Here is a 25,807-nt window from a genome sequence, read left to right on the forward strand (position 1 = left end):
ATGCTCACGTACACGATGAGTCGCGAGAATCGCTTGGCGTTCGGGTGACTTAACAGGAATGAACCGGCTGTTTGGACGCTGAACAGCGTCACAAATGGCAACGGCATCGTTCAGGTCATTTTTTCCTTTTGTGCGATAAGGACCGACGTACTTTGCGGCCATGATACGGGTATCGTGACCGAGCTTGTTGAATTCTCTAGCCCAATAATGTGCCCCACTGCAGGCCTCAATACCTATGCACATCGTGGGCATATTTGCTAATGTAGCCAGTAGTTTAGCGCGTGAAACAGATTTATGGAGAATGACTTTTCCGTGGTCATCCACCGCGTGAAGAGAAAAGTGGTGCTTGGCGAGATCAACGCCACAAAAGAATTGAGTAGACATGGTTACCTCCGGTATTAAAGGCCGCACCTAAGTGTGGCAGATNAATACCTATGCACATCGTGGGCATATTTGCTAATGTAGCCAGTAGTTTAGCGCGTGAAACAGATTTATGGAGAATGACTTTTCCGTGGTCATCCACCGCGTGAAGAGAAAAGTGGTGCTTGGCGAGATCAACGCCACAAAAGAATTGAGTAGACATGGTTACCTCCGGTATTAAAGGCCGCACCTAAGTGTGGCAGATTCTCAAGAGGGGGAATCCATGTCATTCGTTAGGCTGCACATTGTGTTCATCAGATTTAGAGGACTTATGACGAAAATTCTTGTTGAGAATTACAATTCTGAAAATGTTCATAATAAAGAACTAAAACAATTGCTTTCGAGTGCAGAATTAAATATTGATGTAGCTACGGCTTACCTTACAGATACAAATATGATTGATACAACTAGTGGAGTAAAAGTTAGATTGTTGACGTCAGTGTCAAGTGCAGATTTGATTTCTGGAGCCACTAGCCTAGAGGCTTTACGTTGGCTTTTAACGAATAAAGTTAATATTCGGGTTTTACCGAGCTACCCAAAATTTCACGCCAAGGTTTACATAGCCGATAAGAGAAAGGCTATTGTATCGTCAGCTAATCTGACTCATAACGGTGTTAATAATAATATCGAAGTTGGGGTAGCACTTGAAGGTGAAACACCTCAAGAACTATGTGATTGGTATGAAGCTATTTGGCAACAGGCTTCACCATTAACAATAAATTTACTCGACTCTTTATCTCAGAATATCAGGGAATTTGAGTCTGAGTTATCACTTGTAAAGCAAAAAATGAGGTCGTTGGACAAACGAATTAACTCTCTGATTGACATACTACCTTCCAAATTGCTCGAGTTAGATAATGGCTCAAGGAAGTTCTTCATATGTAATAGCGACCGACGAAAWGGAACAAGAACTGCTGATGGAGGCTATCTACATGAGGAGTTAATGTTATCTTTGGGAGTTGCTATGGCGTGGGAAAATTTTAGTTATCCTCAACACATGTCTAGAGCAAGTGTTGGTGATGTTGTCTTCTTATTTGCTAAACGCAAGGGCATCATTGCGATAGGGCTAGTCACTGAGCCGGTAACTATTGCAGATGGTGTAAGCAAAGAGCGACTCTCAAGTGTAGCAGATACTAGAGAGTGGCGAGTCTCGGTTGATTGGATAACACAGCGCAACAAATCTTTTGCCTACCATCTCGATAATCCCCCACTATGGACCTTCACAGATATATCAGACAGTAAGTATGCAGTGTTAAGAAACGGTGTATTAAATTATTTTTCCGAAGTAGGTTCAGCCTAACAAATGCTTTAAGGCGGATTCTGGACTTGATCCATTTTACTGGCCACGAATGTCACTGTTTAGTTAGTGAGAATTTTCTTAATGCTAACTTAATTTTTCAAAAAATAAACTATATGTCAAAAGTGATTCTAGAAGGTTTTATTCTCGTGCCAGACGCTGATCTTAAGGCTGTGACGCGAGAGCTTGCTAATCATGAAAAGTTGACGTTGGAAGAGCCGGGTTGCTTGGTCTTTAAAGTTCAGCAACATTCGGAGAATCCGCTGCGATTTGATGTTTATGAAGAGTTTGTCGATCGCTCAGCTTTTGATAAGCACCAAGAGAGGGTTAAATCATCCTATTGGGGAGCGGTTACGAAAAATGTCACGCGTCAATATCAGATCAGCGAATAGAGCCTGGGTTGAATACCAGCGTTATTTATCGCGCATGGCCGCTAAAGCGTAAGGATACACCCATGCACCTGACTTTCCGCCCCATCAATCTTGAAACCGATTTTGCTTATTGCGTGGCTGCACGTCGGGACGCTTTTGTCTGTAGCTTTGGCTCCGATGAGGGGTTTGAAGATTTTTACTAGTGAAGACCGATTTTTATCAGTGTTTGTTACCAGCGTAGATACTTATTCGCGCCAATATGCGATTATGGCGCGATAGATTGTTTCAGTAGGCTAGTGGTTTATGACACTGATATGCCGGTCAAAAAGGCTCAATGTGCGACAGTTTACACTCGACGATGCGCCGTTTATTGTTGAGCTGCTTAATGATGCGTCGTTTATACGCTATATCGCAGATAAAAAGGTGCGTACTGAGCAAGATGCGATCGAGTATCTCCATCACGGGCCGCTCGCGAGTTATCAAGCACATGGCTTCGGTTTAAATCTGGTGGAACGGCGGGAAGATGGTGAGCCCATCGGTATGTGCGGTGTGCTTAAGCGCGATGAGTTGGCATATCCAGATTTAGGCTACGCGTTTTTATCGCGTTATACCGGGCAAGGATACGCCACAGAAGCCGCCGAGGCGGTGCTTGAAGCAACCCTGTTAGCGAGCGGACTGAATACTGTTCAGGCCGTTACCTTACCGGACAACCAACCCTCAAACCGCTTGCTTGAAAAGCTAGGGTTTCGGCTGCAAAGCCAAATCATGCTTTATGGGCATCGCAACAATCTGTATCAATATACCCGCGTCTGAGCGCCATGAGATGTTACTGAGCACTGTCACCCTGAACGGTGACGCGGTGCAATCGTCTGGGCGCGTCACCATAATCGGTTATCGCGTAGTGCTGGGTAGCGCGATTATCCCAGATTGCCACCGAGTGCTTTTGCCAGCGAAAGCGAACGTGATATTTCGATTGGCGTGCTTGACTAAACAGTGTCGCGAGCCGTTGTTGGCTAGCCGCCTCTGGCCAGTCGGCAATCGCGCGAGTAAATTGTTCGTTAATAAATAGCACGTCTTGGCCGGTTTCAGGGTGGGTTTGCACCATGGCACGGCGAATCGGTGGGTAGTCTTGAGCGCGTTTCGTCACCACACTTTGGCCGTCGGCGTCTTGATGATCGTAACGGCTACCTTCAAAGGCGTGCAGTGCGTGAATGGTGTCGAGCTGGCGTAGCTCGGCTTTTTCTTCGTCGGTTAGATCGGCCCATACTGCCGCCATGTCACACCAAATCGTATCCCCGCCATGTTCTGGCACATATTGCGCGTGTAAAATCGAGCATTTGGGCGGCACCGCTTGCCATGTCATGTCGGTGTGCCAATAGCTTTGGCTGGGTGGATTGCCGCGGCTGGTTTCAATCACAACCACTTGGCTGTTGTCAGGCAGGTGCGGAAAAAACGGGTGAGGTGGCTCAAGCTCGCCGAAGCGTTTTGCCAGTGCGACATGGTCGTCGGTCGAGAGAAGCTGCTCGCGAAAGAAAAGCACTTTGTAGCGTAAAAATGCTTGATACAGCGCCGCAAACTCAGCCTCGGAAAGCTGGGATAGGTCGATATTATCGACTTGCGCCCCTAACGTATCGCCTAACGGGGTTATCTTCATTTGAACCATACCTTACCGCCAATGAATTTATAGGCTGGTGTGCCTCGCACCAGGGTGTCACGCGCAAAGGGCTGCTCGCACTGAGGGCAGTGACACGGCGTGGTGGTGGCATCCTCAACAATCCTTTCTTTAAAGCACTTCACCAAAGCGCCTTTACCACCTTTTCGGTATTTAAACAGCAGCGCATTACAACGTTTACAGAAAATATCGATGGTTTTGATGGGGCCTTTTTTATTCGGTTTTGCCATTTTTACTGCTCGAGCGTCATTACATGCCGAAAACTTGATAGTGACGAGTCGGGCGTAGGCTGTCAATCAGCTATCGTTTCATGACGCTTTACGTTATTAACGCAATGCGTTACTACTGAAGGATGATTCGATCGTTTAAGTGCAAAGATGTCGAAATCGTTGATTATCACTAGGAGGTCGCTCATGCGTACTGTAGAAGCTGTCACACCGGGCGAGTTGCTAAAAGAGGAATTCCTGACTCCCATGGGGATTTCGCAATATCGTTTGGCTAAAGAAATCGGAGTGCCCGCACAGCGTATTGGTCAAATTATTGCTGGTAAACGGGCTATAACGGCTGATACAGACCTGCGTTTATGCCGTTTTTTTGGATTATCGAAGGGCTATTGGCTGCGTGCTCAAATCGCCTATGATACTGAAATTACTGAACATGAGCTCGAAGATCAGCTGAATAGTATTCGCCCATGGACAGAAGTCTCGACCATAAACAAAAGCCAGCACGTATGATCGTGTTGGCTATCGTTCCCGCCCCATAGCCGATGTAAGTGCAAGGGGGCTTTTTGCTTAGTTCGCGATTTTCACGCGGATTTTGCTTTTCGCAACACTGGTGAGGTTTAAGGCAGCCATTGCAGCGTTGGCCTGGGCATCGTCAGGCATGGTCACAAAAGCAAAGCCTTTGGATTCGCCAGTCTCTTGGTCCAGCACCAGAGTGCATTCGGTGACATCGCCGTGTTCAGAAAACAGCTGACGGAGTTGGTGTTCGGTGGTGGTGCGTGCAAGGTTGCGAGCTAATAGTTTCATTGTTGTCCGTTTATATCGAGGTAACAGCGCCGATTGTGTCAGTAAAGAGGGCCACGACCAAGTAATAGTTTGCCTTTGTTGCCGACGCGTCTTGCGCGGGCGCCGTTTTCCGGACGGTTATGCGTCACTTTCTCCTAAGTCGTGATTAATCATATCCAGCAGCGCAATCAGGTGCTGGGCTTGCTCATCATCAATGCTGGGAAACTTGCAGCGGATTTTCTCCGGGATAGCAGCGGCTTGGTGCTGCAGCTCAATGCCTTTGCCCGTGAGGGTGACCCATCGCTTTCGCTTATCGTCTTCGTCTTTCACGATGGTGAGCAAGCCTTTATCGCTCATCTTTTTCAAAATCTGCGTCATTGCGCCACCGTCGATCCCTGTCTTTTCGACTAACGTGGCGATCGATAGTTGATTTTCTTCCCACAGCGCCATCATCACCACATATTGCGGATAGGTGAGATCAAGCTCGCTCAACCAGGTACGGTAGGCGCGCGAAATCCCATTAGAGGCTTTATACAAGCGGTGGCAAATTTGGCTATTGAGCTGTAATTGGGGATAGGTCATGGCTTGTCATTGTCTGTGTGTCTAATGAGCATTTTATTTTGTACGCAAAACATTTGCAATGCTGGGTCATGCGATCTAKTATTTTGCATGCAAAATAAATAARCCTGATGCAAGCGGCTTCACCGCACCTGCTGGGCGAAGCAGTGAGCCGCAAGCGGACTGGAACACAGGAGAGTGAAATGAAAGAGCTACAAAGTATTGCCTATACAGCAAAAGCGACCGCTACGGGAGGCCGTGAAGGGTCTGCAAAATCCGATGATGGGCGCTTAGATGTTGCGCTTTCAACCCCCAAAGGGCTCGGCGGGAACGATGGTGAAGGCACTAACCCTGAGCAGCTTTTTGCTGCCGGCTATGCGGCCTGTTTTATTGGCGCGCTTCGTCTAGTGGCGGGTAAAGCAGGTGTCACCTTGCCGGAAGACACCCACATTAACTCAGAAGTGTCGATTGGCCCCATTGATGGCGGTTTTGGTATTGCGGTGAAATTGGCGGTATCGGTTGGCGATCTGGATAAAGAGACCGCGCAGTCATTGGTCGAGCAAGCACACCAAGTATGTCCGTATTCCAATGCCACGCGTGGCAATATTAAGGTTGAATTGTCAGTGATTTAACCTAACTGGCACGCTATGATAGGGAGCGCTGTGTAGCAGGGCTCCCTTTTTTATGCCCGCTTTTTATGGAAGCAGCGCGTTGTTCGGTGCTCCCTAACTTCGAGTGCTCAGCATTGACCGCAAAGGCTATTGACCACGAAGACTATTGACCACGAAGACTAACGCGCAAGCCCTATACCAATAACAAGGATGATGAAAGCTAACATGCCAGACGCCACCACCAGTAAGCTTACCGATATAAGTGTCGCCCCGCTAACGAATGAAGACACTGAGGGGGTTCGCCAGGTATCGTTACCTGACCAACAAGTAAAGTTTGCGGGGACTGCAGACGAATTTCTTGCCGAGGACAGTGAGACCATTCACCGCCATGTGATCAAGCGAGCGGGCAAGACGGTGGGCTTTTTTAAACTCGATATCGACTATGCGTCTCAGTATGACTTTTGCCCGCCAAAGACGCTGGGTCTGCGCATGTTTGTGGTGGATGCGCGGTATCAAGGGCAGGGCCTAGGTACCGGTGCGGTTAAAGCCTTGCTGGCGTATTTACCCGTTGCTTATCGTGATTTCAATTGGGTGTATCTGACTGTTAACTGTCGAAACCCGTCTGCTAAAGCCTGTTACCAAAAGGGCGGCTTTACCGATACAGGCGAGCTGTACTGGGGCGGTGCGGCTGGCCCTCAGCATATTATGTTTGCCGCACTGTAATTGCGCGCTGAGGGGAGCGGCGAGCGGTTTAGTGACCAGGGATGACTGACTGAAAAGTAAGTGTGAAGGTCAGTCCACTCTGGGCATTAGGGGCGACGCTTATTTGTCCATTTATATCTCGCACATTGTTGGCGGTAATCGCGAGCCCCAAACCCAGTCCGTCGCCAATTTTTTTAGAGGTGACAAACGGCTCGAACATGGTCTCCAGAACGTCTGTTGAGGCTCCGCAGCCGTTGTCACTGACCATCAGCTCGACTGTCCTTTCGGCAGGAGTGACCACAAACACCAAGGTCGGCGCCGCGGTATTTGCCATCGCATCGCACGCGTTGGACACCAAGTTCCCCAATATTTGCAATAGTCGTTGTCCTTCACCCTCAATCAGGGGCGTGTCGTGAGGCATCCGCACTCGCACATCAATGTCTGCCAACTGAGCTTGATACACACGCAAGGTCTCATTGAGGGCATCAGCCAGCGATACGGGATGGAGATGCTGTGGTTTGCTGTAGGCAAAGGTTTTKARTTGGCTGGTCATATTGGTCATACGATCRATCAGCTTTTGCACYAGCTGATTGTTGGCTTTAACTTTTTCTGTYTCRCCGCGYTCAGCRAGCAAGGTGTTRGTGGTGAGTAAGGTRCGAAGGCCGGTAAGTGGCTGATTMAGCTCATGAGTAATRGCRCTCGACATTCTCCCTAAGGCGGCCATTTTGCTGGTTTCAATCAGTTGCGCTTGTGCTTGTTGCAGCGCTTGGGTGCGCTCTTCTACCCGTTCGGTAAGTGCTTGGTTCATCTGCTGCAGTGACTGTTCGGCTTTTTTACGTTTGCTAATGTCAATCAACGTCGCTAGGTAGTATTGCTCATCATGCCAAGGAAATCGGGTGAGCGAGAAAAGCGCTGGAAAGACGCTCCCGTCGCTGCGACGCGCCATGGTTTCAACCGCATTGAGCTCGGCCAGTTCATTGTGCTTATCGAGGTTTTTGAGCAAGGTGAGGGTGGTGGAATGGGGATTGCCGGTATCAAATAATTCCCAAGCAAAAATGCGGTGATGATTGTTTTCTGGCAAGCCAAATAACCGCTTGGCCATCGGGTTGAGATCAAACAGCGCTCCTTGCTGATCAATTAATAGTAACCCGACTTGTGTTTTATCGATCATTTGTTTAAGTCGGCGCTGCGACTCTTGCAATAAGCTTTGAATACGCTGCTGGTGACGGTGTTTTTGCCGGCGTTGTTGACCGATAATCAACAGCAGAATGACAACGAGCAGTGCGGCGGCCACTCCCCATGCGAACAGGCTTGTAGGGCGTAAGGTAGCTCACTGACCACTTTAGATCGTCCAGTTTTACCGTGTGGCCGAGAAAGGAGGTGGCATTCAGCCGCCACTGACTGATGGCGGTACTGTCGTAGAGATAACGCGTTTCCCTGTTAACCGTCTGTGTCTTATCGTGTTCTGGCGTTTGTGTCGCGTTCAGCTGGGCTGCATTCAGCTGGGCTGCATTCAGCCAGTCTGCGTTGTACTCGCTGCTACTTGAAAGGAAAAAGCGCTGTTGCCGATTTTGCAGCAGAATGATGTCTTGACTGGTAATGGGTTGTTCGGTGAGAAAACTCAGGTCAATCTGCACCACCACGATAGCGGCGATGTTAAGCCCCTCAAAAACCGGGGCGGATAAATAGTAGAGTGGGCCATAGCCTTTGGTTTTATTTACCAATGATACGCCTTCACCTTGGTGCAATACTTGCTCGACGATCGCCAACCGATCGGGGCGGCTAAAGCGTTCATCAATCAAACTCGACGCCAGCACATCGCCTGATGTGGAGAGCAGTGTCCAGCCTTCGGTATTGGCCGCTTTGTCGAGCTGTGTGAGTTTTGCTTGGAAGGCGGCGGGGTCATGCTGCTCGCCCTTTACAATCGCCAGTGTGTCAGGATGGTTGGTCAGCAAATAAGGCAGGTGATAGAAGCGTCTTAATGCACGGCGGACCTCACCGATGTAGTCCAAAAGCTTGTTCTGCACCTCAGTATGATGTTGTACGCTTAACCACTGATAAGCCGCTTCACGGCTGATGCCATATGAGAAAATCACCAGTATGCCGACGAATACTAATCGAGCCCATGTCGTCTTGATGCTGGTTTCTTGGTGGCTGTGGTGATCCTGATGCATAACACACTCTCATTCTTATTCTGTTTTAGACTGCGGTGCGCCGAAAAAATGTTAAAGCAGTGTGATGAGAAAGTGAGAGCTAGCTCCTTTTCTGATCGGTGGCTTTTGCTACCGTAATGAAAAACGTATCACGGATGAACCCTCATGATTGCTGAAACACCCCCACGCATTGCCTTGATTGAAGATGACGATATTGTTCGCTAGACCACCTGCCAGTGGCTAGAGCTGGCAGGGTTTGAGGTGGCAGCATTTAGTCATGGCAAAGCCGGGCTGGATGCCGTGCTACAGCATCCGTTTGATGCGGTGGTCAGTGACGTCAAACTCCCTGATGTTGATGGATTATCGATCCTGAGTGAGCTTGAGCTGCACCAGGTGGCCACGCCTGTGTTGTTTATTACCGGACACGGTGATGTTGATATGGCCGTGGGGGCGTTGCAAAACGGGGCGTTTGATTTTATCGAAAAACCTTTTGAGCCCGAGCGTTTGTCTCAGCGTGTTACCGAGGCGGTTGATACTTATCGCCAGCAAGCATCGACGCAAGAGCGGCAAGCGTATTTAGCACGCATCAGCGGGTTAGAAAAGGTATTGATTGGGCAAAGTCGTGTGATGCAACAGTTACGTGAGCAAGTGGCAAAACTGGCACGCATTGACACGAATGTGATCATTTATGGGGAAACAGGCTGTGGCAAAGAGCTGGTGGCGACCAGCTTGCATAATGAGAGTGTACGTCGTGGACAACGCTTGGTGCCGATTAACTGCGGCGCGATCCCAGAAAACTTGTTTGAAAGTGAGCTGTTTGGCCATGAAGCGGGGGCGTTTACCGGTGCCAATCAGCGTCGGATTGGTAAGCTCGAATACGCGCACAAGGGCACCTTGTTTTTCGATGAAGTAGAGAGCATGCCGATGAGCATGCAAGTAAAGGTTTTACGTGTGCTTCAGGAGCAAAGGGTTGAGCGAGTGGGAGGAAATCAGTCAATAGCGATCGATACGCGGGTGATTGCGGCAGCGAAAGAGGATCTCAGTGGTCATGAAACCTTTCGGCAAGATTTGTACTACCGCTTAAACGTGGCACAAATTCATATTCCGCCCTTAAGAGAGCGTGACGATGATGCGTTAATCTTGTTTGAACACTTTACCCGTCAGACCAATCCGGAGACACGCTTGGCCAGTGAGGCTGATCGGCACGCCATTTTGTCTTATTCATGGCCGGGTAATATTCGCGAGCTGCGTAACGTAGCAGTGCGGTTTGCCTTGGATGACAGTATTTCAGTGATGGAAATCTTATCGAATCGTCCCTCATCGACCATGGAAACCATCCAGTCGGATGTCCCGCTTTTAATCCAACTGCATAATTTTGAGCGCAAGGTATTGCATGAGTGCTTGGTCGCCCATCGAGGGCGAATTCATGAAGTGATGGTAGCACTCGATTTGCCTCGCCGTACCTTAAACCAAAAAATGAAAAAGTTTGGCTTACACCGTGCTGACTATACCTAAGTGAATCGGCAAAAAATTGCTTAAGGCGAAACGCGCCGCGTTTAAGCGTTGATCACACTTTGGTTACATTTTGTGATGACTGACTGCCTAGTGAGGCGCTATCATCAGCAAGATTTTGCTTATTGACCCAGCCATAAATGAGAAAAATCTTGCTGATTATCCATGGCCTCTTCTTATATTTCCTTTTATAACAGGGGTATAAGATTTGGCACTCCCTTTGCTATCTATGCTTTGCTGTTAAATAATTTTGTAATTTATGTAAACCAATAATACAGCCCTACATGGAGAGTAAAGATGAAGATCAATCAGCTATTTAAAGCACTGACGTTTGCCGCGGCCTCGTTTAGCCTCGCCTCGACCGCTGTCGCAGAAGACCGAAGCTATATCCTCGCAACGGCTTCAACCGGTGGCACCTACTATCCCGTTGGTGTCGCCTTGGCGACGCTGAGTAAGGTCAAGCTGGCGCCTAAGCACCATTTTTCGTTGTCGGCAATCAGCTCCGCTGGCTCCGGCGAGAATGTGAAGCTACTGAACGAAGATGAAGCACAATTTGCGATCTTGCAGGGCTTATACGGCGCATGGGCCTGGTCCGGCGAGGGGCCATATGCTGAAAGTGGCCGCCAAGATCAACTGCGCTCTGTGTCTATGCTTTGGCAAAACGTTGAGCACTTTATTGTGCGCAGTGAGCTGGCAGAAACGGGCACCGTGAGTGATTTGAGTAACCTTGAAGGTGAAAAATTTTCGATTGGTAAGAAGAATTCAGGCACCGAAAACTCAGGTCGCCAGATTATGAAGGGACTCGGCGTGGATCCGGAATCCTTTAATTTGGCTTACATGGGTTATGGTGGCAGTGCCAGTGCACTACAAAATGGCACCATTGATGGCATGAATACCCCAGCGGGGGTGCCGGTTGGCGCAGTTACCCAAGCGTTCGCCGCACTGGGAAATGATATCTCTATCCTGTCTTTTACTGACGAGCAAATCAAAGCGGCGAACGGTAAATACAACCTTTGGACCAAGTACGAAATTCCTGCTAATACCTATCCTGAGCTGGATAAGCCGGTCACCACCATTGCTCAACCTAACTTCTTGGCCGTGCGTAAAGATCTTTCCGATGAGGATGTGTATCAGCTCACCAAGGCTATTTACGAGAACTTGTCTTTCCTTCAAGGCATTCATAAAGCCACCAAAGCGATGGCGATTGAAAAAGCGATCGCTGGTTTGCCTGTGCCGCTGCATCCAGGTGCAGCACGCTATTACCAGGAAGTGGGTATCGATATCCCGTCTGAACTGGTAATGGAATAAGGCGATAGCGCTCCGAGATAGCTCGGAGCGCCTATCGAGATCAAATATTGCATGGAAACGCGGATACTGCTTGGAGTAAAGGGATGAGCGAGCCAAGAGAGCACGAACCTGTTGAGCAAGGGCCTGATGAAACAGCGCTGGAGAAATTTGAATTACCCACGCGCGATGATTTTCCGTGGGTGACCACTACCATCACTGTGCTGGGCGTGGTGTTGTCTGTATTGCATATTTGGTTCAATACGCTATCAACACTACCGGAGTTATGGATTTCGGCGACCCACTTTGCGGGGTTTGCGGTGATTTGTGCACTGTGGTACCCGGCCCATATCTCTTTGAAGCGGAATAAAATAGCGCTGGCGGTCGATATTTTTATCGCGTTAGGTGCAGTGGCTTGTCTGCTGTATATCCCTTATGCCGAAGATGCGTTATATGCGCGTGGGGTAAAATTTGTCACTGCCGATTGGGTGTTCGCCAGCTTAGCGATCATCATTGTGGTGGAGCTGATTCGTCGTACCATGGGGTGGTTTATTCCCATTCTGATTATGGTGTGTTTGAGCTATGTCGTGTTGTGGGGCGAGTGGGCGTCGGGGATTTTTCACTTTCCCGGATTGAGCCTTGAAACCCTGTTATATCGCAGTTACTACTCCTCGGAAGGCATGTTTGGCGCGATTACCCGGATTAGCTGGACGTTCGTGTTTATGTTCATTTTATTTGGCGCCTTTCTTGTCCGCTCTGGGGTTGGAGATTATATCATCAACGTGGCCCGTGCGGCCGCGGGTAAGATTATTGGCGGGCCGGGTTTTATTGCGGTGATTGGCTCTGGGTTAATGGGGTCAGTGTCAGGCTCGAGCGTAGCGAATACCGTATCGACTGGGGTGATCAGTATTCCTTTAATGCAAAAAGCCGGTTTTCCGTCGCGCTTTGCTGCTGGGGTCGAAGCATCGGCTTCAACTGGGGGGCAATTAATGCCGCCCGTAATGGGGGCGGGGGCGTTTATCATGGCCTCGTACACCCAAATTCCTTACGTTGACATTATTGCTGTATCACTGGTTCCTGCGCTGATCTACTTTCTCTCGGTGAGCTTTTTTGTGCGCATTGAAGCAAAGCGCAGTGGCGTGCAAAAGATTGTCACCACCGAGGACTCTTTATTGATGGTGCTTCTCCGCGGTTGGCATAACCTTATCCCGCTTGCGGTGCTTGTCACCTTGCTGATTAAAGGTTTCACACCCACCTATGCTGCCGGCATTTCGATTATTTCTGTGATTTTCGCTTCTTGGTTTTCCAAAGATCACCGGATGGGGCCGAAAGCGATCATCGAGGCCTTGGCGCAAGGGGCAAAAAATATGGCCACCACTGCCATCTTACTCGTGGGCATTGGTTTGGTGGTGAATGTGATCAGTACCACGGGTATCGGCAATACTTTCTCGCTGATGATTGATGGTTGGGCGAACGGTGATCTGTTTATGATGCTGGTGCTAATTGCTATCGCCTCGTTAGTGTTAGGGATGGGATTACCAGTGACCGCTGCCTATATCGTACTGGGCACCTTGTCGGCACCTGCTCTGTATAAGCTTATCGCTGAAAACCAATTGTTGGAGCTGCTGGTATCAGGCCAGCTTCCTGAGCAAGCCAAGGCGATATTTATGTTGGCTGCCCCAGACAAACTCGATCTTTTAAATGCGCCAATGACCATGGAAACCGCGCAGCAAATGGTTGCCTTAGTGCCGGCTGACTTTATGGAAACCTTGTTAGAGCAAAGCTTAGGGCTGGAGGCGGTCAGTTTGGCTCTGCTTGCTGCGCACTTGATTATCTTTTGGTTATCGCAAGACAGTAATGTGACCCCGCCGTTTTGTTTGACGGCATTCGCGGCGGCCACCATTGCCAAAACGCCACCGATGCGCACCGGGCTGATGGCGTGGAAAATTGCCAAAGGCTTGTATCTCGTGCCTTTGCTGATTGCTTATACCAGCCTGGTTAGCTGGGATATCGCCTCGGTGTTAGAGGTTGGCTTTTTTGCCATTATTGGCACGTATGCCTTAATTGGCGCGATTGAAGGGTATCTTGAAGGCCCGATTAACTGGCTAAGCCGCCTTTGCTTATTAATGATTGGTGCTTTGTTAGTGTGGCACGATATCCCGTTGTGGCTTCGCTTAGTGAGCGTCGTTGGGTTTGTGGGCCTGTTTATATACAGTGGGCGCAAGTATCAGTTGCAACAATCTCAACTGCCAGTGTCATGAGGCGTATATGAAATCTGTTTATGATTATGTGATTGTCGGTGGTGGTATTGTTGGCGCATCCACAGCCTGGCAATTAAAGCAGCGATACCCAGACTGCTCCGTATTGCTGGTGGAAAAAGAGGCAAGTGTTGCCCAGCACCAAACTGGGCATAACAGTGGCGTGATCCACGCGGGTGTCTATTATCCACCAGGCAGTTTAAAAGCCGATTTCTGTAAACGAGGAGCGGCGCTGACCGTTGAATTTTGTGCCAAACACGATATTGCGGTGGAGAACTGTGGCAAGCTATTGGTCGCCACCAACGAGCAAGAGATGGCTCGGATGCATGCGCTCTATGAACGTTGCTTAACCAATGATATCGACGTGCGCTGGCTGGATGCGGCGGAGCTTCATGCTGAAGAGCCGAATGTTAAAGGCTTGGGTGCCATAGCGGTTCGCGCGACCAGCATTGTTGACTATCGGCGGGTGACTGAGCAAATGGTGTGTGAGTTTGAAGCGCTCGGCGGTGTCACCCAACTCAGTACAGAAGTGATTGGGGCCAGTGAAGCGGCTGAACAAGTCACTCTCCATTGCCGAGCAAGCGGGGAGCCGCTAACGATTCATTGTCAGTTTGTGGTGACATGCAGTGGGTTGATGGCAGATAGAATGACCAACATGATGGGGATCCCAACTGCGTTTCAAATTATCCCTTACCGCGGGGAATACTATCAACTTGCGAGCCAGTACCAAGGCTTTGTTAATCACCTTATCTATCCGATTCCCGATCCCGATTTACCTTTTTTAGGCGTTCATCTCACGCGGATGATAGACGGCTCCATCACGGTGGGACCTAACGCGGTGCAAGGTTGGAAGCGAGAAGGCTATGGCAAGGTGAATATCAGTCTAAAAGATACCTGGCAAATGCTAACCTTTGCGGGCTTTTGGAAAGTGACCATCAACAACTTAAAGACTGGCTTGGTCGAGCTGAAAAATTCCTGGTGGAAGCCGGGCTACGTCAAACAAGTAAATAAATACTGCCCGACAATAAAAGCTAAGGATTTGAAGCCTTATCCTGCGGGGATCCGAGCTCAAGCCGTGCTACATGACGGCACCTTGGTACACGACTTTCTGTTTGCCGAAAGTGCGCGGAGTTTACACGTGTGCAATGCGCCATCGCCAGCCGCGACCTCTGCGATGCCGATTGGTGAATACATTTGTGACAAGGTGACGCAAAAACAGCAGTGGCTCAGCAATGATGCTGATTAGCGCTACATATCGGAAAGTGAAAGCCAGCGCCTACACTCGGCCGCTGGCTTTTGCTTTGATTACTGATAACCGACTGTAAATGCTTGCTGCAGATGCTTAGGTGTTTCGGCTTCATCAAGCATAGCGACCGCGAAGTCTTCCATTGAAATGCGAGACTGTCCGTCACTATCTGTCACTAAGGTGTCTGTCCCCAATGTGTACTGACCGGTGCGAGTACCAGGTGCGATCATGGCGGCAGGCGAGAGGTAACTCCAAATCACATCTTGGCTGACGAGGCACTGCTCATATTGCACTTGGCACGCGCGTGCAATCTCAACCGCTGAAGCTGGGAGAAATCCTTCGGCGTTTAACACGGTTTCACCGTCAGTGCCGGGAATCATCAGTCGAGCGGCACCGCCGACAATCAGAACGCGCATTTGATGATGTGCTGCGCCTTGGACGACGGCTTGGGTTAACACAGGTAATTGCACTTCTTCGCCTGTCGGTGGACGTAACGCCGTAATGGCAAGATCATGACCAGTCATCACCGATGCCACCTTGTCCGCATCGCTCAAATTGGTGGCGACAGGTTTTACGGCGTCGGGGAGCTTGCTGAATGCTGCCTCGTTACGTGTCACTGCCGTGACTTTATGGCCGCGTTGCAACGCTTCCGACACAATTCGACTGCCAATATCACCCGTGGCACCAAATACGATTATATTCATTGCGTTAGTCTCCATGTTATGACTCCTGTGTGTCCTTATGCCGCGCAATAGCCAGTAAAAAGGTGGCTGTCATACGCTTGTGGTTAAACCATGCTGAACTGATTAAGTTATTATTAATTATTTATCTTGATATAAAGATAAACATCATTAATCTTTACGTCAAGATAAATGTGTGGCTTTTTAATCTAGGAAAAAACTGGGGGATCCAATGGATATCGCGATCCAGCAAGGATGGCCGCTTGAGCAAGCACAAAAAGTGGCTGATCTCTATGAGCAGGCGTTTGGGACGAAGTTCTCACGGGCAATCCCTAATCAGGCAGCGCGCGTGGCGATGCTGTCCCGATGTTTCGTCCCAGACTTTTCGTTTGCCGCTACGCAAAACGGCAAGGTGGTGGGGTTGGCCGGGTTTCAAACCCAAGCCGGCGCGTTGACACAGGGTATGGGCGCAAAACAACTGATCGATAGCTTGGGGCTCATCAAGGGTACTTGGGCTTGTGCAGTATTGGCGCTGTTTGAGCGTAAAGCGGCACCCAATGAATTGGTGATGGATGGCATTGCTGTTGATAGCGCAGTACGCGGGCAGGGGATTGGCTCCCAATTATTGGATGCCATTATGGATTATGCTCAAACGCATGGCTTTGAAAGCGTTCGGTTGGATGTGATTGATAGTAACCCCAGAGCCCGCAAGCTTTATGAAACCAAAGGCTTTGTCGCCACTAAAGAAGAGCGCTTTCCGCACCTAAAATGGTTAGTCGGCTTTTCAGGCGCCACCACCATGGTCAAGGCGCTGAGCTAAAACAACAAGAGAGACAAGGATGTTTATGATTGAAACACGTCGACTAGTGCTGCGTGACATGCAGCCAAGCGATGAAGAGGCGTTTGTTCACTTAACGCAACACCAGAAGTACCAGCGTTTTTATAGCGAAACGGACTGCCAGCCAGAGACATACCGAGACTTACACGCGCGCTTTATCGAACAAGCCAACGCAAATCCACGCGTGGCTTATCAGTTGGCGGTTATCTGCAAGCAATCAGAAAAATGTATTGGCACTGTCGGTTTAAGGCTTGAGGACAACCATCAAGCATCCATCGGGTGCGGCTTAGCTGTGGAGGCGCAAGGCGCGGGGCTAATGAGAGAGGCGGCTGTCGCACTGGCCAACTTCGGTTTTGAGTGTCTGGGCGTGCATAGGTTATACGCTGAGACCATTAACGATAATCTCGCTGCAACCAAGCTTTGTCGTTCACTTGGCATGCGACAAGAGGCCCATTTTCATCAGCATCGTTTCTTTAAAGAACGGTGGTGGGATACGGTGGTTTACGCCATATTACGACACGAATGGGAGCAAGGATGATGAAAAAAGCACTGCTTGGCGCACTGATCGTTACACTGCAAGCGTGTACCAGTACGCCCGTTGGTAATGAAACGACCGACGCTGCAGAATGTGTCGGTAGCACGGCGTTGCCAAGCGCATTGGCAGATAAGTTTGTAGCCGTGGACGATCCAGCGCTACTGGCGGCGTCGCTGGGTCAGCCATTGGAAGGGAAGCTTTGCCAAGGCAAGGTATATCAGGCGACTGAAGGGGTAACAGTGTATCGTGCGTGGAATAGCACCAACCCGAATAGTCAGTTTGGTCACTGGTGGGCGTTATCACAACCGTCTGGCTTGGTGGCGGATTATCGCCAAGACTATGAGATTTGTTATCAATGGTCGCCGCTCGATAAATTGGTACAGTGCACCTTGCAACCAGGCGCCAAGATTGTGGTGGGTAATGGTCAAAGCGCGAAATGTTCCGAGTATTTAACCTATCCAACCTCAAGTGCCCAACAAGTTTATCTGCAAGAGGCGGAGCAAGCGGTTCAACATTGTCAAACGTTTGATGCGGTGATGCGTTGGCAGTGATGCGCGGCAATCAACCATTCAATCACTTCTGTGTGGCGAGCAGGGCGCGCTAAGGCGGCGGATGATAGGCGGCCAATAAGTGTTTATTTTTCAATATCAATGAGATAGCCTAGTTCTATTATAGGACTTGGAACAAGCACATGGAATTAGCCGTCCCCGCACTCAATCACCAAGCAGCCTTTACACGCTTTTATGATGATTTTGTTCAGTTTGACCCCGACAATGCCGATTACTATCGGCCGGGGAAAGACGATTTCCCCACTTACGTGACTCGGTTAACGGATGAGTCGTTGGGTAAAAACCTTCGTAAAGGGTATGTGTCGTGTAGTCATTTTTGGCTGCTTGATGCTGAGCAACAAATCATTGGCGCGATTCGGATCCGTCATCACATCAATACGCCATTTCTAACCCAAGAAGCTGGACACATTGGCTACGACATTGCGCCATCATATCGTGGGCGCGGATGTGGCAAGCAAATGTTAGCCTTAGCACTGCCCAAGGCGAGAGAGCTAGGGATCACTCGCGCTCTAATTACCGCGAATGAAGACAATATGGCATCGCGCAAAGTAATTGAGGCCAATGGCGGCACGTTGGAAAACATCATCAATGGTGAAGTGTTCAATGAATCATTGGCTCGGTACTGGGTGGATATTAATGGATGATTCCCCGCGCGTAGACCAATTGGACAGTGACCGTCTGTTGCTGGTGGCACCCAATATGACCCATCAGCCTTTCATTTTAGAAGCCGTGTTGGAAAGTCAGCACACCCTTGCGCCTTTTATGGATTGGCTTCCGCACGCGTTGACCGAATCGAGCTCGATTGAAAACACCCAACAAGCGATTGATGACTTCGACATGTTTATCAATGAACTACGCTACTCGATTTTTGAAAAATCGACGGGGCAATTGGTGGGTGTGATCAGCTTAATCATCCGCAACATCGCGATTCCTTATTTTGAAATAGGCTATTGGCTGCGGAGCTCCAAAGAAGGCCTTGGCTATATGAGTGAAGCGGTGCGAACGCTAGAGCAATACGCGTTTAATGACCTTAATGCCAAGCGTGTCGAAATCAAAACTGCCTACGAAAATACACGTAGCCGTGCGGTAGCCGAGCGCTGTGGTTATCATCAAGAAGCGATACTTATCAATGACCGTATCCTGCCGAGCGGTGCGATTTCTAGCACTGTGGTTTATGCAAAAGTGGCGGAATGAAAAATAGTGAGGACTAAATAATGAGCATGGAACGCTTTTTTATTCAAGATGACATCATATTGCACGGTGACACGGTTTCCTTGGTTCCTTTATCTGCCTCGCACGCGGATGCATTAGTTGAAGCCGCTACCGATGGAAAGCTTTGGGAGCTTTGGTATACCTCGGTCCCGAACGCAGAATCGGTGGAAGGCTACATCGCTAGCGCCTTGGACGAAAAAGCGAAAAATAAAGCATTGCCGTTCGCCGTGATTGAGAAAGAATCGGGGCGAGTGATTGGGTCAACACGATTGGCCAATGCGGATGCCGCCAATAAGCGCGTGGAACTTGGTTACACTTGGTACGCCAGCAGTTATCACCGCTCGTCGGTAAACACCGAGTGTAAGCGGTTATTACTCGCTTATGCATTTGAAAGCTTGGGGGTGATTGCCGTTGAGTTTCGCACCCATTGGTTGAATCAGGCATCGCGTGCGGCCATTGCCCGTTTAGGGGCCAAACAAGATGGTGTGTTGCGTAACCACAAGATCGTGAATGGCGTATACCGTGATACCGTTGTGTTCTCGATTATCGAAAGCGAATGGCCGGCGATTAAGCTAAACCTTGATTATAAGCTGGCGCGCTACCGTGGTTAAATTCGCGTTTTGCAATATCGTCACGTAAAGTAGCGCTTTTATTGACGAGCGCGTGCTCGAGTTGCTGAGAACCCTTATGGATACACAACCCAATAACCCGCTGCACGGGTTAACCCTACAAACCATTTTGACCCGTTTGGTTGAACACTATGGTTGGTCAGGCCTCTACCAACATATCAATGTGAACTGTTTTTCTAATGATCCTTCGATGAAATCATCGTTGAAATTTTTGCGTAAAACGCAGTGGGCGCGCGATAAAGTCGAAGCCTTGTATATTGATACCTTTTGCTAAGGGTAAAATACACGGATTGGCTATCGGTCGGTGTTTATTTTTAAGTGATTGATTTTAAGTAACTGTCGTTAAGGTGTCGGGGTGCTGTCGTGGTAATGTCGCCCCCATTTTGCATAGTGTCGCTAGGGAAGAGCACAAAGGAGCAAGGATGAACGTGAAAGCACTCAGAGTTCAAAAAGGGTGGTCGCAAGACCAATTAGCACAATTTAGTGGGTTAAGTGTTCGAACGATTCAACGTATCGAACGCGGCCACAAACCCGGATTGGAGTCGCTGAAATCGTTGGCTGCTGTGTTTGATATCGACATTAGTGATTTGCAAAAGGAGACAGACATGCAGGCAGATACTTCAATGAGTCCAGAAGAAAGAGCGATTGCCAATCGCGTCCGTGCCCTCGGCGGGTTTTATTCTCATTTGACGCGCTATGTGGTCGTGATGGCGATTTTGTTTATTATCAACTGGCAAACTAGCCCCGGCTATTATTGGGCTTGGTGGGCTGCAATGGGATGGGGGATTGCAGTGGTCAGCCACGGCGTCAGTGCTCTGGGAATTGTCGATCTCTTTGGTGATAAGTGGGAAAAACGCCAAATAGAGAAGCGACTGAATGCGCGGTCAAAGCGTTAGTCGCTACCTGATAACGCCGAGCGAATGTGCCTCGGCGTTTTTGTTTTTCACCAACTAACAGACATCTTTACTGAGATGCCGCTTGTCGCTGCTGGAAGCGCGTTGCGTGCTCGACTAGGCCCTTAAACAGTGCACGCTGACAGCGAAGATAAAGCAAGAATTCTGGATGCCACTGTACCCCCAGTGTATAAGGGCGGTTGGGCGACTCAATGGCTTGTACAATGCCATCTAAATCACGTGCGCTTACCGTCAAATCCTCGCCTAACGCGTTAATCGCTTGGTTGTGTAGGCTGTTTATTTTGCGTCTGCCTTGCCCCAACCGTTGCTGTATATGGCCGTTGACATCACGCAATATACACAAGGTTTTCATCGGGAATATTGTCCAGCGATGAGAGGTTTTTTTGCGTTGCTCGCGCAAGCTTTGGTGCAAGGTGCCGCCTAAACAGATGTTGAGAAGTTGCGCACCACGGCAAATGCCCAGCAAGGGCTTTTGGCTCGCTAATGCGCTTTTTATAACTTTGCTCTCTAGCGCATCGCGTTCAGAGTCGTAGTTGGGTTTCACTTCGGGCTCGGCGGCGTACAGCACAGGCTCGACATCGTGCCCGCCAGTAATCACCACGCCTTGATAGGCGTCTGGATCTAAGGTGGTGCCGGGGTGCAGTTGTAACGGTTTGCCTCCATAAAGTTTGACTGCCGCGGCGACAAAAAAACGTGGCAGCCTTGCGCCTTTACTAGGGCCGGTTATTGCGATGACGGGTTTATCCATAAATTGTGCACCTTTTCCGCCCAATTATTAACGATACGTGCCAATGGGTCGTTGAGATAGCCCAAATAGGCTTTGCAGCATGTTTCCAGTCGTGCAGGATCGGCGGCGAGTTTTTCGACTTCCACCCAATCGTTCCATGCTTCGTGAATGCCCCAATGGGGTCGGCTGACTTTACTGTCCGGCAACCGATAATGAAACGTTGGCCGTGCTTGTGTGAGCCCATCATCAATCACTTTATTCACTCGCTCAGCATCAAGGTGAGTGAATAAGGGCAGCATATCTAGCGCACGGTTGCGTGTAGGATTATCAATCAGATAGTCGTCGATTAGGGTATCGAGATCCGGCCAATAATCAGCGGCTAGCACGCGTTCAATATATGCTTTCGGGAAAGGGTCGACATAGTTGGTTAGACGCCGCGATAAATCAATATCAGCACGCTTTAAAAGCCAGTCATACAAACATAAGAATGCTTTTAAATGAGCACAAATCGTTTTGGCGGTTAAATCAGGCAGCTCTGGGTTGAGCTGCATGCCAAACGCATAAACTGGGCTGTCTTCGGTTCCTTCGGCACCTTGTTGACGCAGATGAGCAATGAGTTGGTCAACCTCTTGCAGGCGGTCAAGTGGCAGAGGCGGGCCGACAATTTCCACGGGGACAAAGGCTTTTGCCGCCCATGCCAATAGATCTTCGGCGGATTGATCCAGTCGGTTGGTCACGGTGTTTTCACTACGATCGCTTTGTCCCAAGCGCTTGAGCTTGGCATAGTCGAGTTCCACTACCCAGTCTCCGGCTTTGTCTCCGCTCAAGCGGCGATCATATCGACCCCCTCGCTTGATGTGTAGGGAGAAAAAATCCGCCACTAAACGCGTAATGGTATCCAGCTCTAAGCCACTGAGCTCTATCTCAACGCCTACGCGACGCGTTTTCCCCTCAGCGTTGGTGATCTGAGGCGGTGTTTTCAGTGATGAATCTGGCGCATCCATGGTTTTTTAAGCCTCATTTTTATCAACGATAGGTAAGAGGTGGGGATAAACCTTTGACACTTAAAGGTCTGAGGGGATAAATAATAAACACCTGTTCAGTGGTGTCGAGACCACTGAACAGGTTGATGCTTAGCCATTAACAACGGCATCTGTTCTGTTTTCTATGCGTTCTTGTGCCCAGCTTTCAAACGCCATGCGCTTGATTTCATTGAGAGCTTCGCTGGGTAGAGGACTCTTTATACCAACTTGAATCGTGTCATCATGGTACAGATATAGTCGAGATAAAAATTGCTCAAAGGGTAAGGAAGCTTCCCCGTATTGCTCTCCTTTCCCTTGCGTAGACACCACCACATCGTGTCCCCAATCTTGACCACTATCGTTATTGGGGTTGTAAAAATAAACCCGCATCACGCTGTCTTGGTCAAGGGCGATACGTATCAAGGTGATCGCGTGCCAGCCGACAAATCGGCCCTGGCTGCTGGTGACTGCGATCCCAACCGGCTGGGGGTGTATAACGGGAATATTGCCGTTATAAAGCGGATGATAACTGCGATAGAAGCGCTCGATAAAACTATCAAACTCTTTCAGTTGTCCTGTTTTAACGTCAACGGCAATCATGAACTCACGCCCCACGTACCAACCATGAAATTCTGGATTGATCCACTTATGGGGGTCTTGCTCTCGGTTAACACAAAGCCGGCCCATTTCGATGTAAAGTTTATCCAAATGCGGCACCAGAACGACTGACACAGGGTCAGTATCGAATGGCAGCGCGGTACTCAGCCCCTGTAAGAGGGTGTGAGAGTCTAACGACTGTCCTTCAAAATGCATGCGTAGGCTCTGATTGCAAGCAACTTGAACGATACAGTTGAGTAAGTAATCAGGGTCATTATACGCCCACATGGATATTGCACGTGCCGATTGGCAAGTCGGGTTGTTGCCTTGAGCCACACCTAGCGGCTGGCCAAGCACTGACATGACACCCGCTAACAGATGAACGCGAGCGGGGAGTTGCTCACCAAAGGCCAAGGTCAGTGTATGGGCGACGTCTGGGTGTAGGTTGAGATGAATCTGACGCCACAGACTCGGGGCGACAGGCGCATCGAACAGAACACCCCTTTCAAGCATCATTGCCAAACCATACACAGCTTGCGCGGTTTGCGGATAAATGGCTTCCTGGATCAGTGTGTGCACCAGCTGACGATAGGTCACTAGGCAGTCTAAGCCAGTATTACTTAAACCTAGCGCGGTGGGGAGTGTGTCGCTTCCCTCATTGTCCAGTAACCATCGTAAAAATATGGCGTGGTAATCAGATGCTAAACCGACATCATGCATCGCACGTGCAAATCCCAACGCCTCTTGTTGTAAAGCATTGCTGTCCATTGCATTCAGACGCTCACAGTACGCGTCCAACCCCGGATCGTCATAGCAGCCCTGGGTTGGGCCGTATAACGCACTGACAAGACGATCGATGCCGAGCTTAGCTTCACCGAGGTTAATCTGCTCCTGCGACACCAAAATAGAGATCTGATTGATCATCGCCTTAATTGGATTGACCTGAATGGGGCGCTGCGCGAGTACACGCCAAACTTCATCAACCAGTTCACTGAGAATGGTTTCATAGCCCAAGTGGCTGAGAATAAAACGATATAAAGTACTAATAGCGGGCGCCGTTGCACCGAGTCGAATACGGCTCGACTCATCGGTAAGGCCCATTACGAGTGATAAATTGAGGCTTAATACTCTGGCAAGAAATTGATGTGCTTCTTGTTGGGAAAAAGGCGGGGAAGAGAGCTTCCCCTCGACGATAGCCAGCATTCGAAGCTGGCTGAGACAATCTAGCACCACGGTGGCTTTGTCGGCATGCGCGAGGGTATCTGGCACGAGATTCGGTACGAGATACTCGGGCTGCCCCCAATCTGTTCCCTCAAAAAGGCCTGCCTCAGTGAGAGTGACAATCCGTGAGTACAGTTGATTAATGCCGTCATCCTGTGCCAATACACGCCCACAAATATCAATCACGTGAAATTGGTGGCGTGCCTTGGCGATGGAGCTTACTTGACCAAGTTGTTCAACGGCATGATCAAGCTTATTGAGTAAGCTAGACATAGAAATCAAGGTCTTCCTGTGCTTTTAATAAGTCACGCATAACATGCGGGTCGTCACCATAAAAGTGTAGCAAACCCCAGTGTGTGCCAAATGCACTTCGTTTAGGCACTTTCCCCTCCATAGGCGACTGCAGCTCATGAAACTCAAAGTACTCGTGATTCTCAGTCTCTTCAGGTATGGCCAGCTGGCTTACCACTCGGCGTCTTGGATATACCCCAAAGGTACCGGCGACGCCTTTGGCATCTTTGATAGGTGTTGGGAAGAAAGCGTCGAGTTCCTCGTCAGTTGTTTTAGGATCAAACGCCACCACCATCGCTTGATAGCAGTTAAAGTCATAAACACGTTCAATAATTTCAAAGCCTTGGAAACCGGGTGGGCGGTAGGCTACTTCACCGAAGTACATCTGACCATCGTTGGTAACAAAGTACTCTGGATGGATAAAGCCGAAATCAATATCAAACGCTTCGATCAGCTTCTCGATTTCCTGGGTTACTTTTTCCCGATATTTTTCCAACTCGGGGGAGGCCGGGACGAAAACAGAGTAGCCGAGGGTGACGTACTCGGAGATGTTTAAAAACTGGATTTTGCGGTTTTTAATGAATGCTTCGACAGCAAACTCCCAACCATCGAGGTGGCTTTCCATTAATAGCGGGAACTCTTCATCGGAAACACGATCGAGATCATCAGGCTCACGCACCATCCAATGGCCTTCGCAGCCTGCTTTGTCAAAGGCTTTGAGGTGGATCGGGTCATTTGGGTCGCCGTCAAGTTTCAGTAAGGCTTGGTTAACCCGGCGCAGGAAACGTACCACGTCGGATTTATCTTGCGCTTCTTCAAAGATCCCAACCCGAATACCGCCGATTTGTGCACGGCGTTTCATTAAGGATTTATCGCGGAAAAGAAGCGACTGTCCCATCAGCTTAGGGTTTTTGAGCAGCACGGCGTTAATGGCGCCGGCCCATTCTACGGTTTCTTCGAACAGAGGAATCGCCACATCGACGCCCATTTCTTGTAGGGTGGTGGCAATTTCAAAGGAACGGTCATTGAGGCGCTCAAAGTCCCAAGGAAGGTAGGGGATATCATGCTCTTTGGCATACTCTTCTGCCCATGTTGGGGCAACAACGACATATTTACGATCGAAACGGCTAATCGCATCAATTGCATTGAGGCTCCATCCTAGAATGGCGACGAAGCCTTTGTTTGGATCATAGTCAGCCATATTGCTTCCTTTTACGTCGAATGTGTTTTGTCACTCTCACATAGCTAGGTCTAAATAGTAACCACTTGCCCCTGTTTCTCTGCTGGAAGTGTGCGCTAGCTAGCTGGAATCAGTAAGAACAATGAATTGTTTCATTGACAAAGACTTACTTGCTTGAGCTTGTCTGACAGGGGCGGGGATGGTCGAAAAAGTGTGAGATTGATTGTTAAATACCTCTACCTGCATTGGTTAAAAACTTGTAACTTATGTGCAAAAAGAACACAACGGCATAATGACAAGC

The 25,807-nt window shown here is 49.3% G+C and carries 27 protein-coding genes and 2 pseudogenes; 18 read left to right on the plus strand and 11 right to left on the minus strand.

Going from position 1 to position 25,807, the window contains the following annotated elements; translation table 11 throughout:
* Nucleotides 1–384, minus strand: a 384-nt coding sequence (locus BZG73_RS05645; protein WP_131826185.1) for an IS110 family transposase, incomplete at its 3' end; no start/stop codon positions are given.
* 307 nt (nt 385–691) lie between these two features.
* Between BZG73_RS05645 and BZG73_RS05655 the strand changes: the two genes are divergently transcribed.
* From BZG73_RS05655 to BZG73_RS05665, 3 genes are all read left to right on the plus strand, one after another.
* Complete coding sequence (locus tag BZG73_RS05655) at nt 692–1,720, plus strand: phospholipase D family protein (protein ID WP_077667853.1); 1,029 nt, start codon at nt 692–694, stop codon at nt 1,718–1,720.
* Between the two features lie 113 nt (nt 1,721–1,833).
* Complete coding sequence (locus BZG73_RS05660; RefSeq protein ID WP_077667796.1) at nt 1,834–2,109, plus strand: putative quinol monooxygenase; 276 nt, start codon at nt 1,834–1,836, stop codon at nt 2,107–2,109.
* Between the two features lie 282 nt (nt 2,110–2,391).
* On the plus strand, nt 2,392–2,901 hold the full coding sequence (locus BZG73_RS05665) for a GNAT family N-acetyltransferase (RefSeq protein ID WP_077667797.1): 510 nt from the start codon (nt 2,392–2,394) through the stop codon (nt 2,899–2,901).
* Between the two features lie 13 nt (nt 2,902–2,914).
* Here BZG73_RS05665 and BZG73_RS05670 read toward each other — a convergent pair whose 3' ends face one another.
* Nucleotides 2,915–3,742, minus strand: coding sequence for a TauD/TfdA dioxygenase family protein (locus BZG73_RS05670; RefSeq protein WP_077667798.1), 828 nt, complete (start codon nt 3,740–3,742; stop codon nt 2,915–2,917).
* Nucleotides 3,739–3,990, minus strand: a complete 252-nt coding sequence (locus tag BZG73_RS05675; protein ID WP_077667799.1) for a hypothetical protein — start codon at nt 3,988–3,990, stop codon at nt 3,739–3,741. The genes BZG73_RS05670 and BZG73_RS05675 overlap by 4 nt, the downstream gene beginning before the upstream one ends.
* A 183-nt stretch (nt 3,991–4,173) precedes the next feature.
* Here BZG73_RS05675 and BZG73_RS05680 point away from each other — a divergent pair, with 183 nt between their 5' ends.
* The gene (locus BZG73_RS05680) at nt 4,174–4,494 is read left to right on the plus strand and encodes a HigA family addiction module antitoxin (RefSeq protein WP_077606279.1); all 321 of its coding nucleotides are present in this window, start codon (nt 4,174–4,176) and stop codon (nt 4,492–4,494) included.
* Between the two features lie 57 nt (nt 4,495–4,551).
* Here BZG73_RS05680 and BZG73_RS05685 read toward each other — a convergent pair whose 3' ends face one another.
* Both BZG73_RS05685 and BZG73_RS05690 read right to left on the minus strand, forming a co-directional pair.
* Nucleotides 4,552–4,788, minus strand: coding sequence for an RNA recognition motif domain-containing protein (locus BZG73_RS05685; RefSeq protein ID WP_077667800.1), 237 nt, complete (start codon nt 4,786–4,788; stop codon nt 4,552–4,554).
* A 117-nt stretch (nt 4,789–4,905) separates the two neighbouring features.
* Nucleotides 4,906–5,349 (minus strand): MarR family winged helix-turn-helix transcriptional regulator, encoded by a 444-nt coding sequence (locus BZG73_RS05690; protein WP_074212823.1) that lies wholly within the window; start codon nt 5,347–5,349, stop codon nt 4,906–4,908.
* A 179-nt stretch (nt 5,350–5,528) separates the two neighbouring features.
* Between BZG73_RS05690 and BZG73_RS05695 the strand changes: the two genes are divergently transcribed.
* Both BZG73_RS05695 and BZG73_RS05700 read left to right on the plus strand, forming a co-directional pair.
* Nucleotides 5,529–5,957, plus strand: coding sequence for an organic hydroperoxide resistance protein (locus BZG73_RS05695; RefSeq protein ID WP_077667801.1), 429 nt, complete (start codon nt 5,529–5,531; stop codon nt 5,955–5,957).
* Nucleotides 5,958–6,161: 204 nt separating this feature from the next.
* The gene (locus BZG73_RS05700; RefSeq protein ID WP_101494470.1) at nt 6,162–6,659 is read left to right on the plus strand and encodes a GNAT family N-acetyltransferase; all 498 of its coding nucleotides are present in this window, start codon (nt 6,162–6,164) and stop codon (nt 6,657–6,659) included.
* 28 nt (nt 6,660–6,687) lie between these two features.
* Here BZG73_RS05700 and BZG73_RS05705 read toward each other — a convergent pair.
* A pseudogene (locus BZG73_RS05705) lies at nt 6,688–8,812 on the minus strand (sensor histidine kinase).
* A gap of 144 nt (nt 8,813–8,956) precedes the next feature.
* On the opposite strand from BZG73_RS05705, the pseudogene BZG73_RS05710 reads away from it, so the two are divergent.
* The 4 genes and pseudogenes from BZG73_RS05710 (at nt 8,957) to lhgO (ending at nt 15,091) form a co-directional block, all read left to right on the plus strand.
* Nucleotides 8,957–10,306: pseudogene (locus BZG73_RS05710) on the plus strand (sigma-54-dependent transcriptional regulator).
* 294 nt (nt 10,307–10,600) lie between these two features.
* Nucleotides 10,601–11,611 carry a TAXI family TRAP transporter solute-binding subunit gene (locus BZG73_RS05715; RefSeq protein WP_077606274.1) on the plus strand — a complete coding sequence of 337 codons (1,011 nt, stop codon included), beginning with the start codon at nt 10,601–10,603 and terminating at the stop codon, nt 11,609–11,611.
* 83 nt (nt 11,612–11,694) lie between these two features.
* Nucleotides 11,695–13,848 (plus strand): TRAP transporter permease, encoded by a 2,154-nt coding sequence (locus BZG73_RS05720; protein ID WP_077667803.1) that lies wholly within the window; start codon nt 11,695–11,697, stop codon nt 13,846–13,848.
* Nucleotides 13,849–13,855: 7 nt separating this feature from the next.
* Nucleotides 13,856–15,091 (plus strand): L-2-hydroxyglutarate oxidase, encoded by a 1,236-nt coding sequence (gene lhgO, locus BZG73_RS05725; RefSeq protein ID WP_077667804.1) that lies wholly within the window; start codon nt 13,856–13,858, stop codon nt 15,089–15,091.
* Between the two features lie 59 nt (nt 15,092–15,150).
* Here the strand turns inward: lhgO and BZG73_RS05730 are convergent, their stop codons facing one another.
* The gene (locus BZG73_RS05730; RefSeq protein WP_077667805.1) at nt 15,151–15,795 is read right to left on the minus strand and encodes an NAD(P)-dependent oxidoreductase; all 645 of its coding nucleotides are present in this window, start codon (nt 15,793–15,795) and stop codon (nt 15,151–15,153) included.
* 208 nt (nt 15,796–16,003) lie between these two features.
* Between BZG73_RS05730 and BZG73_RS05735 the strand changes: the two genes are divergently transcribed.
* From BZG73_RS05735 to BZG73_RS05770, 8 genes are all read left to right on the plus strand, one after another.
* Nucleotides 16,004–16,591: a GNAT family N-acetyltransferase gene (locus BZG73_RS05735; RefSeq protein ID WP_077667806.1), complete on the plus strand. Its 588-nt coding sequence runs from the start codon at nt 16,004–16,006 to the stop codon at nt 16,589–16,591.
* Nucleotides 16,592–16,610: 19 nt separating this feature from the next.
* Entirely contained in the window at nt 16,611–17,147 is a 537-nt protein-coding gene (locus BZG73_RS05740) for a GNAT family N-acetyltransferase (RefSeq protein ID WP_077577879.1), read from the plus strand.
* The gene (locus tag BZG73_RS05745) at nt 17,147–17,695 is read left to right on the plus strand and encodes a hypothetical protein (protein ID WP_077667854.1); all 549 of its coding nucleotides are present in this window, start codon (nt 17,147–17,149) and stop codon (nt 17,693–17,695) included. The genes BZG73_RS05740 and BZG73_RS05745 overlap by 1 nt, the downstream gene beginning before the upstream one ends.
* A 140-nt stretch (nt 17,696–17,835) precedes the next feature.
* On the plus strand, nt 17,836–18,357 hold the full coding sequence (locus BZG73_RS05750) for a GNAT family N-acetyltransferase (protein ID WP_077667807.1): 522 nt from the start codon (nt 17,836–17,838) through the stop codon (nt 18,355–18,357).
* Complete coding sequence (locus BZG73_RS05755; protein WP_235606018.1) at nt 18,350–18,907, plus strand: GNAT family N-acetyltransferase; 558 nt, start codon at nt 18,350–18,352, stop codon at nt 18,905–18,907. Before BZG73_RS05750 ends, BZG73_RS05755 begins: the two co-directional genes overlap by 8 nt.
* 20 nt (nt 18,908–18,927) lie before the next feature.
* Nucleotides 18,928–19,536 carry a GNAT family N-acetyltransferase gene (locus BZG73_RS05760; protein ID WP_077667808.1) on the plus strand — a complete coding sequence of 203 codons (609 nt, stop codon included), beginning with the start codon at nt 18,928–18,930 and terminating at the stop codon, nt 19,534–19,536.
* Nucleotides 19,537–19,612: 76 nt separating this feature from the next.
* Nucleotides 19,613–19,828 carry a VF530 family protein gene (locus BZG73_RS05765; protein ID WP_046073336.1) on the plus strand — a complete coding sequence of 72 codons (216 nt, stop codon included), beginning with the start codon at nt 19,613–19,615 and terminating at the stop codon, nt 19,826–19,828.
* A 148-nt stretch (nt 19,829–19,976) separates the two neighbouring features.
* Complete coding sequence (locus tag BZG73_RS05770) at nt 19,977–20,450, plus strand: 2TM domain-containing protein (RefSeq protein WP_046073335.1); 474 nt, start codon at nt 19,977–19,979, stop codon at nt 20,448–20,450.
* Between the two features lie 67 nt (nt 20,451–20,517).
* Here the strand turns inward: BZG73_RS05770 and BZG73_RS05775 are convergent, their stop codons facing one another.
* The 4 genes from BZG73_RS05775 to BZG73_RS05790 all read right to left on the minus strand — a co-directional run bounded on the left by BZG73_RS05775 (nt 20,518) and on the right by BZG73_RS05790 (nt 25,527).
* Nucleotides 20,518–21,216 (minus strand): gamma-glutamyl-gamma-aminobutyrate hydrolase family protein, encoded by a 699-nt coding sequence (locus BZG73_RS05775; RefSeq protein WP_077577977.1) that lies wholly within the window; start codon nt 21,214–21,216, stop codon nt 20,518–20,520.
* Nucleotides 21,192–22,199, minus strand: coding sequence for an amidoligase family protein (locus tag BZG73_RS05780; protein ID WP_077577876.1), 1,008 nt, complete (start codon nt 22,197–22,199; stop codon nt 21,192–21,194). Before BZG73_RS05780 ends, BZG73_RS05775 begins: the two co-directional genes overlap by 25 nt.
* Before the next feature lie 129 nt (nt 22,200–22,328).
* Nucleotides 22,329–24,308 carry a hypothetical protein gene (locus BZG73_RS05785; protein WP_077667809.1) on the minus strand — a complete coding sequence of 660 codons (1,980 nt, stop codon included), beginning with the start codon at nt 24,306–24,308 and terminating at the stop codon, nt 22,329–22,331.
* Nucleotides 24,301–25,527, minus strand: coding sequence for an ATP-grasp domain-containing protein (locus tag BZG73_RS05790; RefSeq protein ID WP_077667810.1), 1,227 nt, complete (start codon nt 25,525–25,527; stop codon nt 24,301–24,303). Before BZG73_RS05790 ends, BZG73_RS05785 begins: the two co-directional genes overlap by 8 nt.
* Nucleotides 25,528–25,807: the final 280 nt, after the last annotated feature.

The organism is Salinivibrio siamensis (assembly GCF_001996005.1).
GTDB lineage: Bacteria > Pseudomonadota > Gammaproteobacteria > Enterobacterales > Vibrionaceae > Salinivibrio > Salinivibrio siamensis.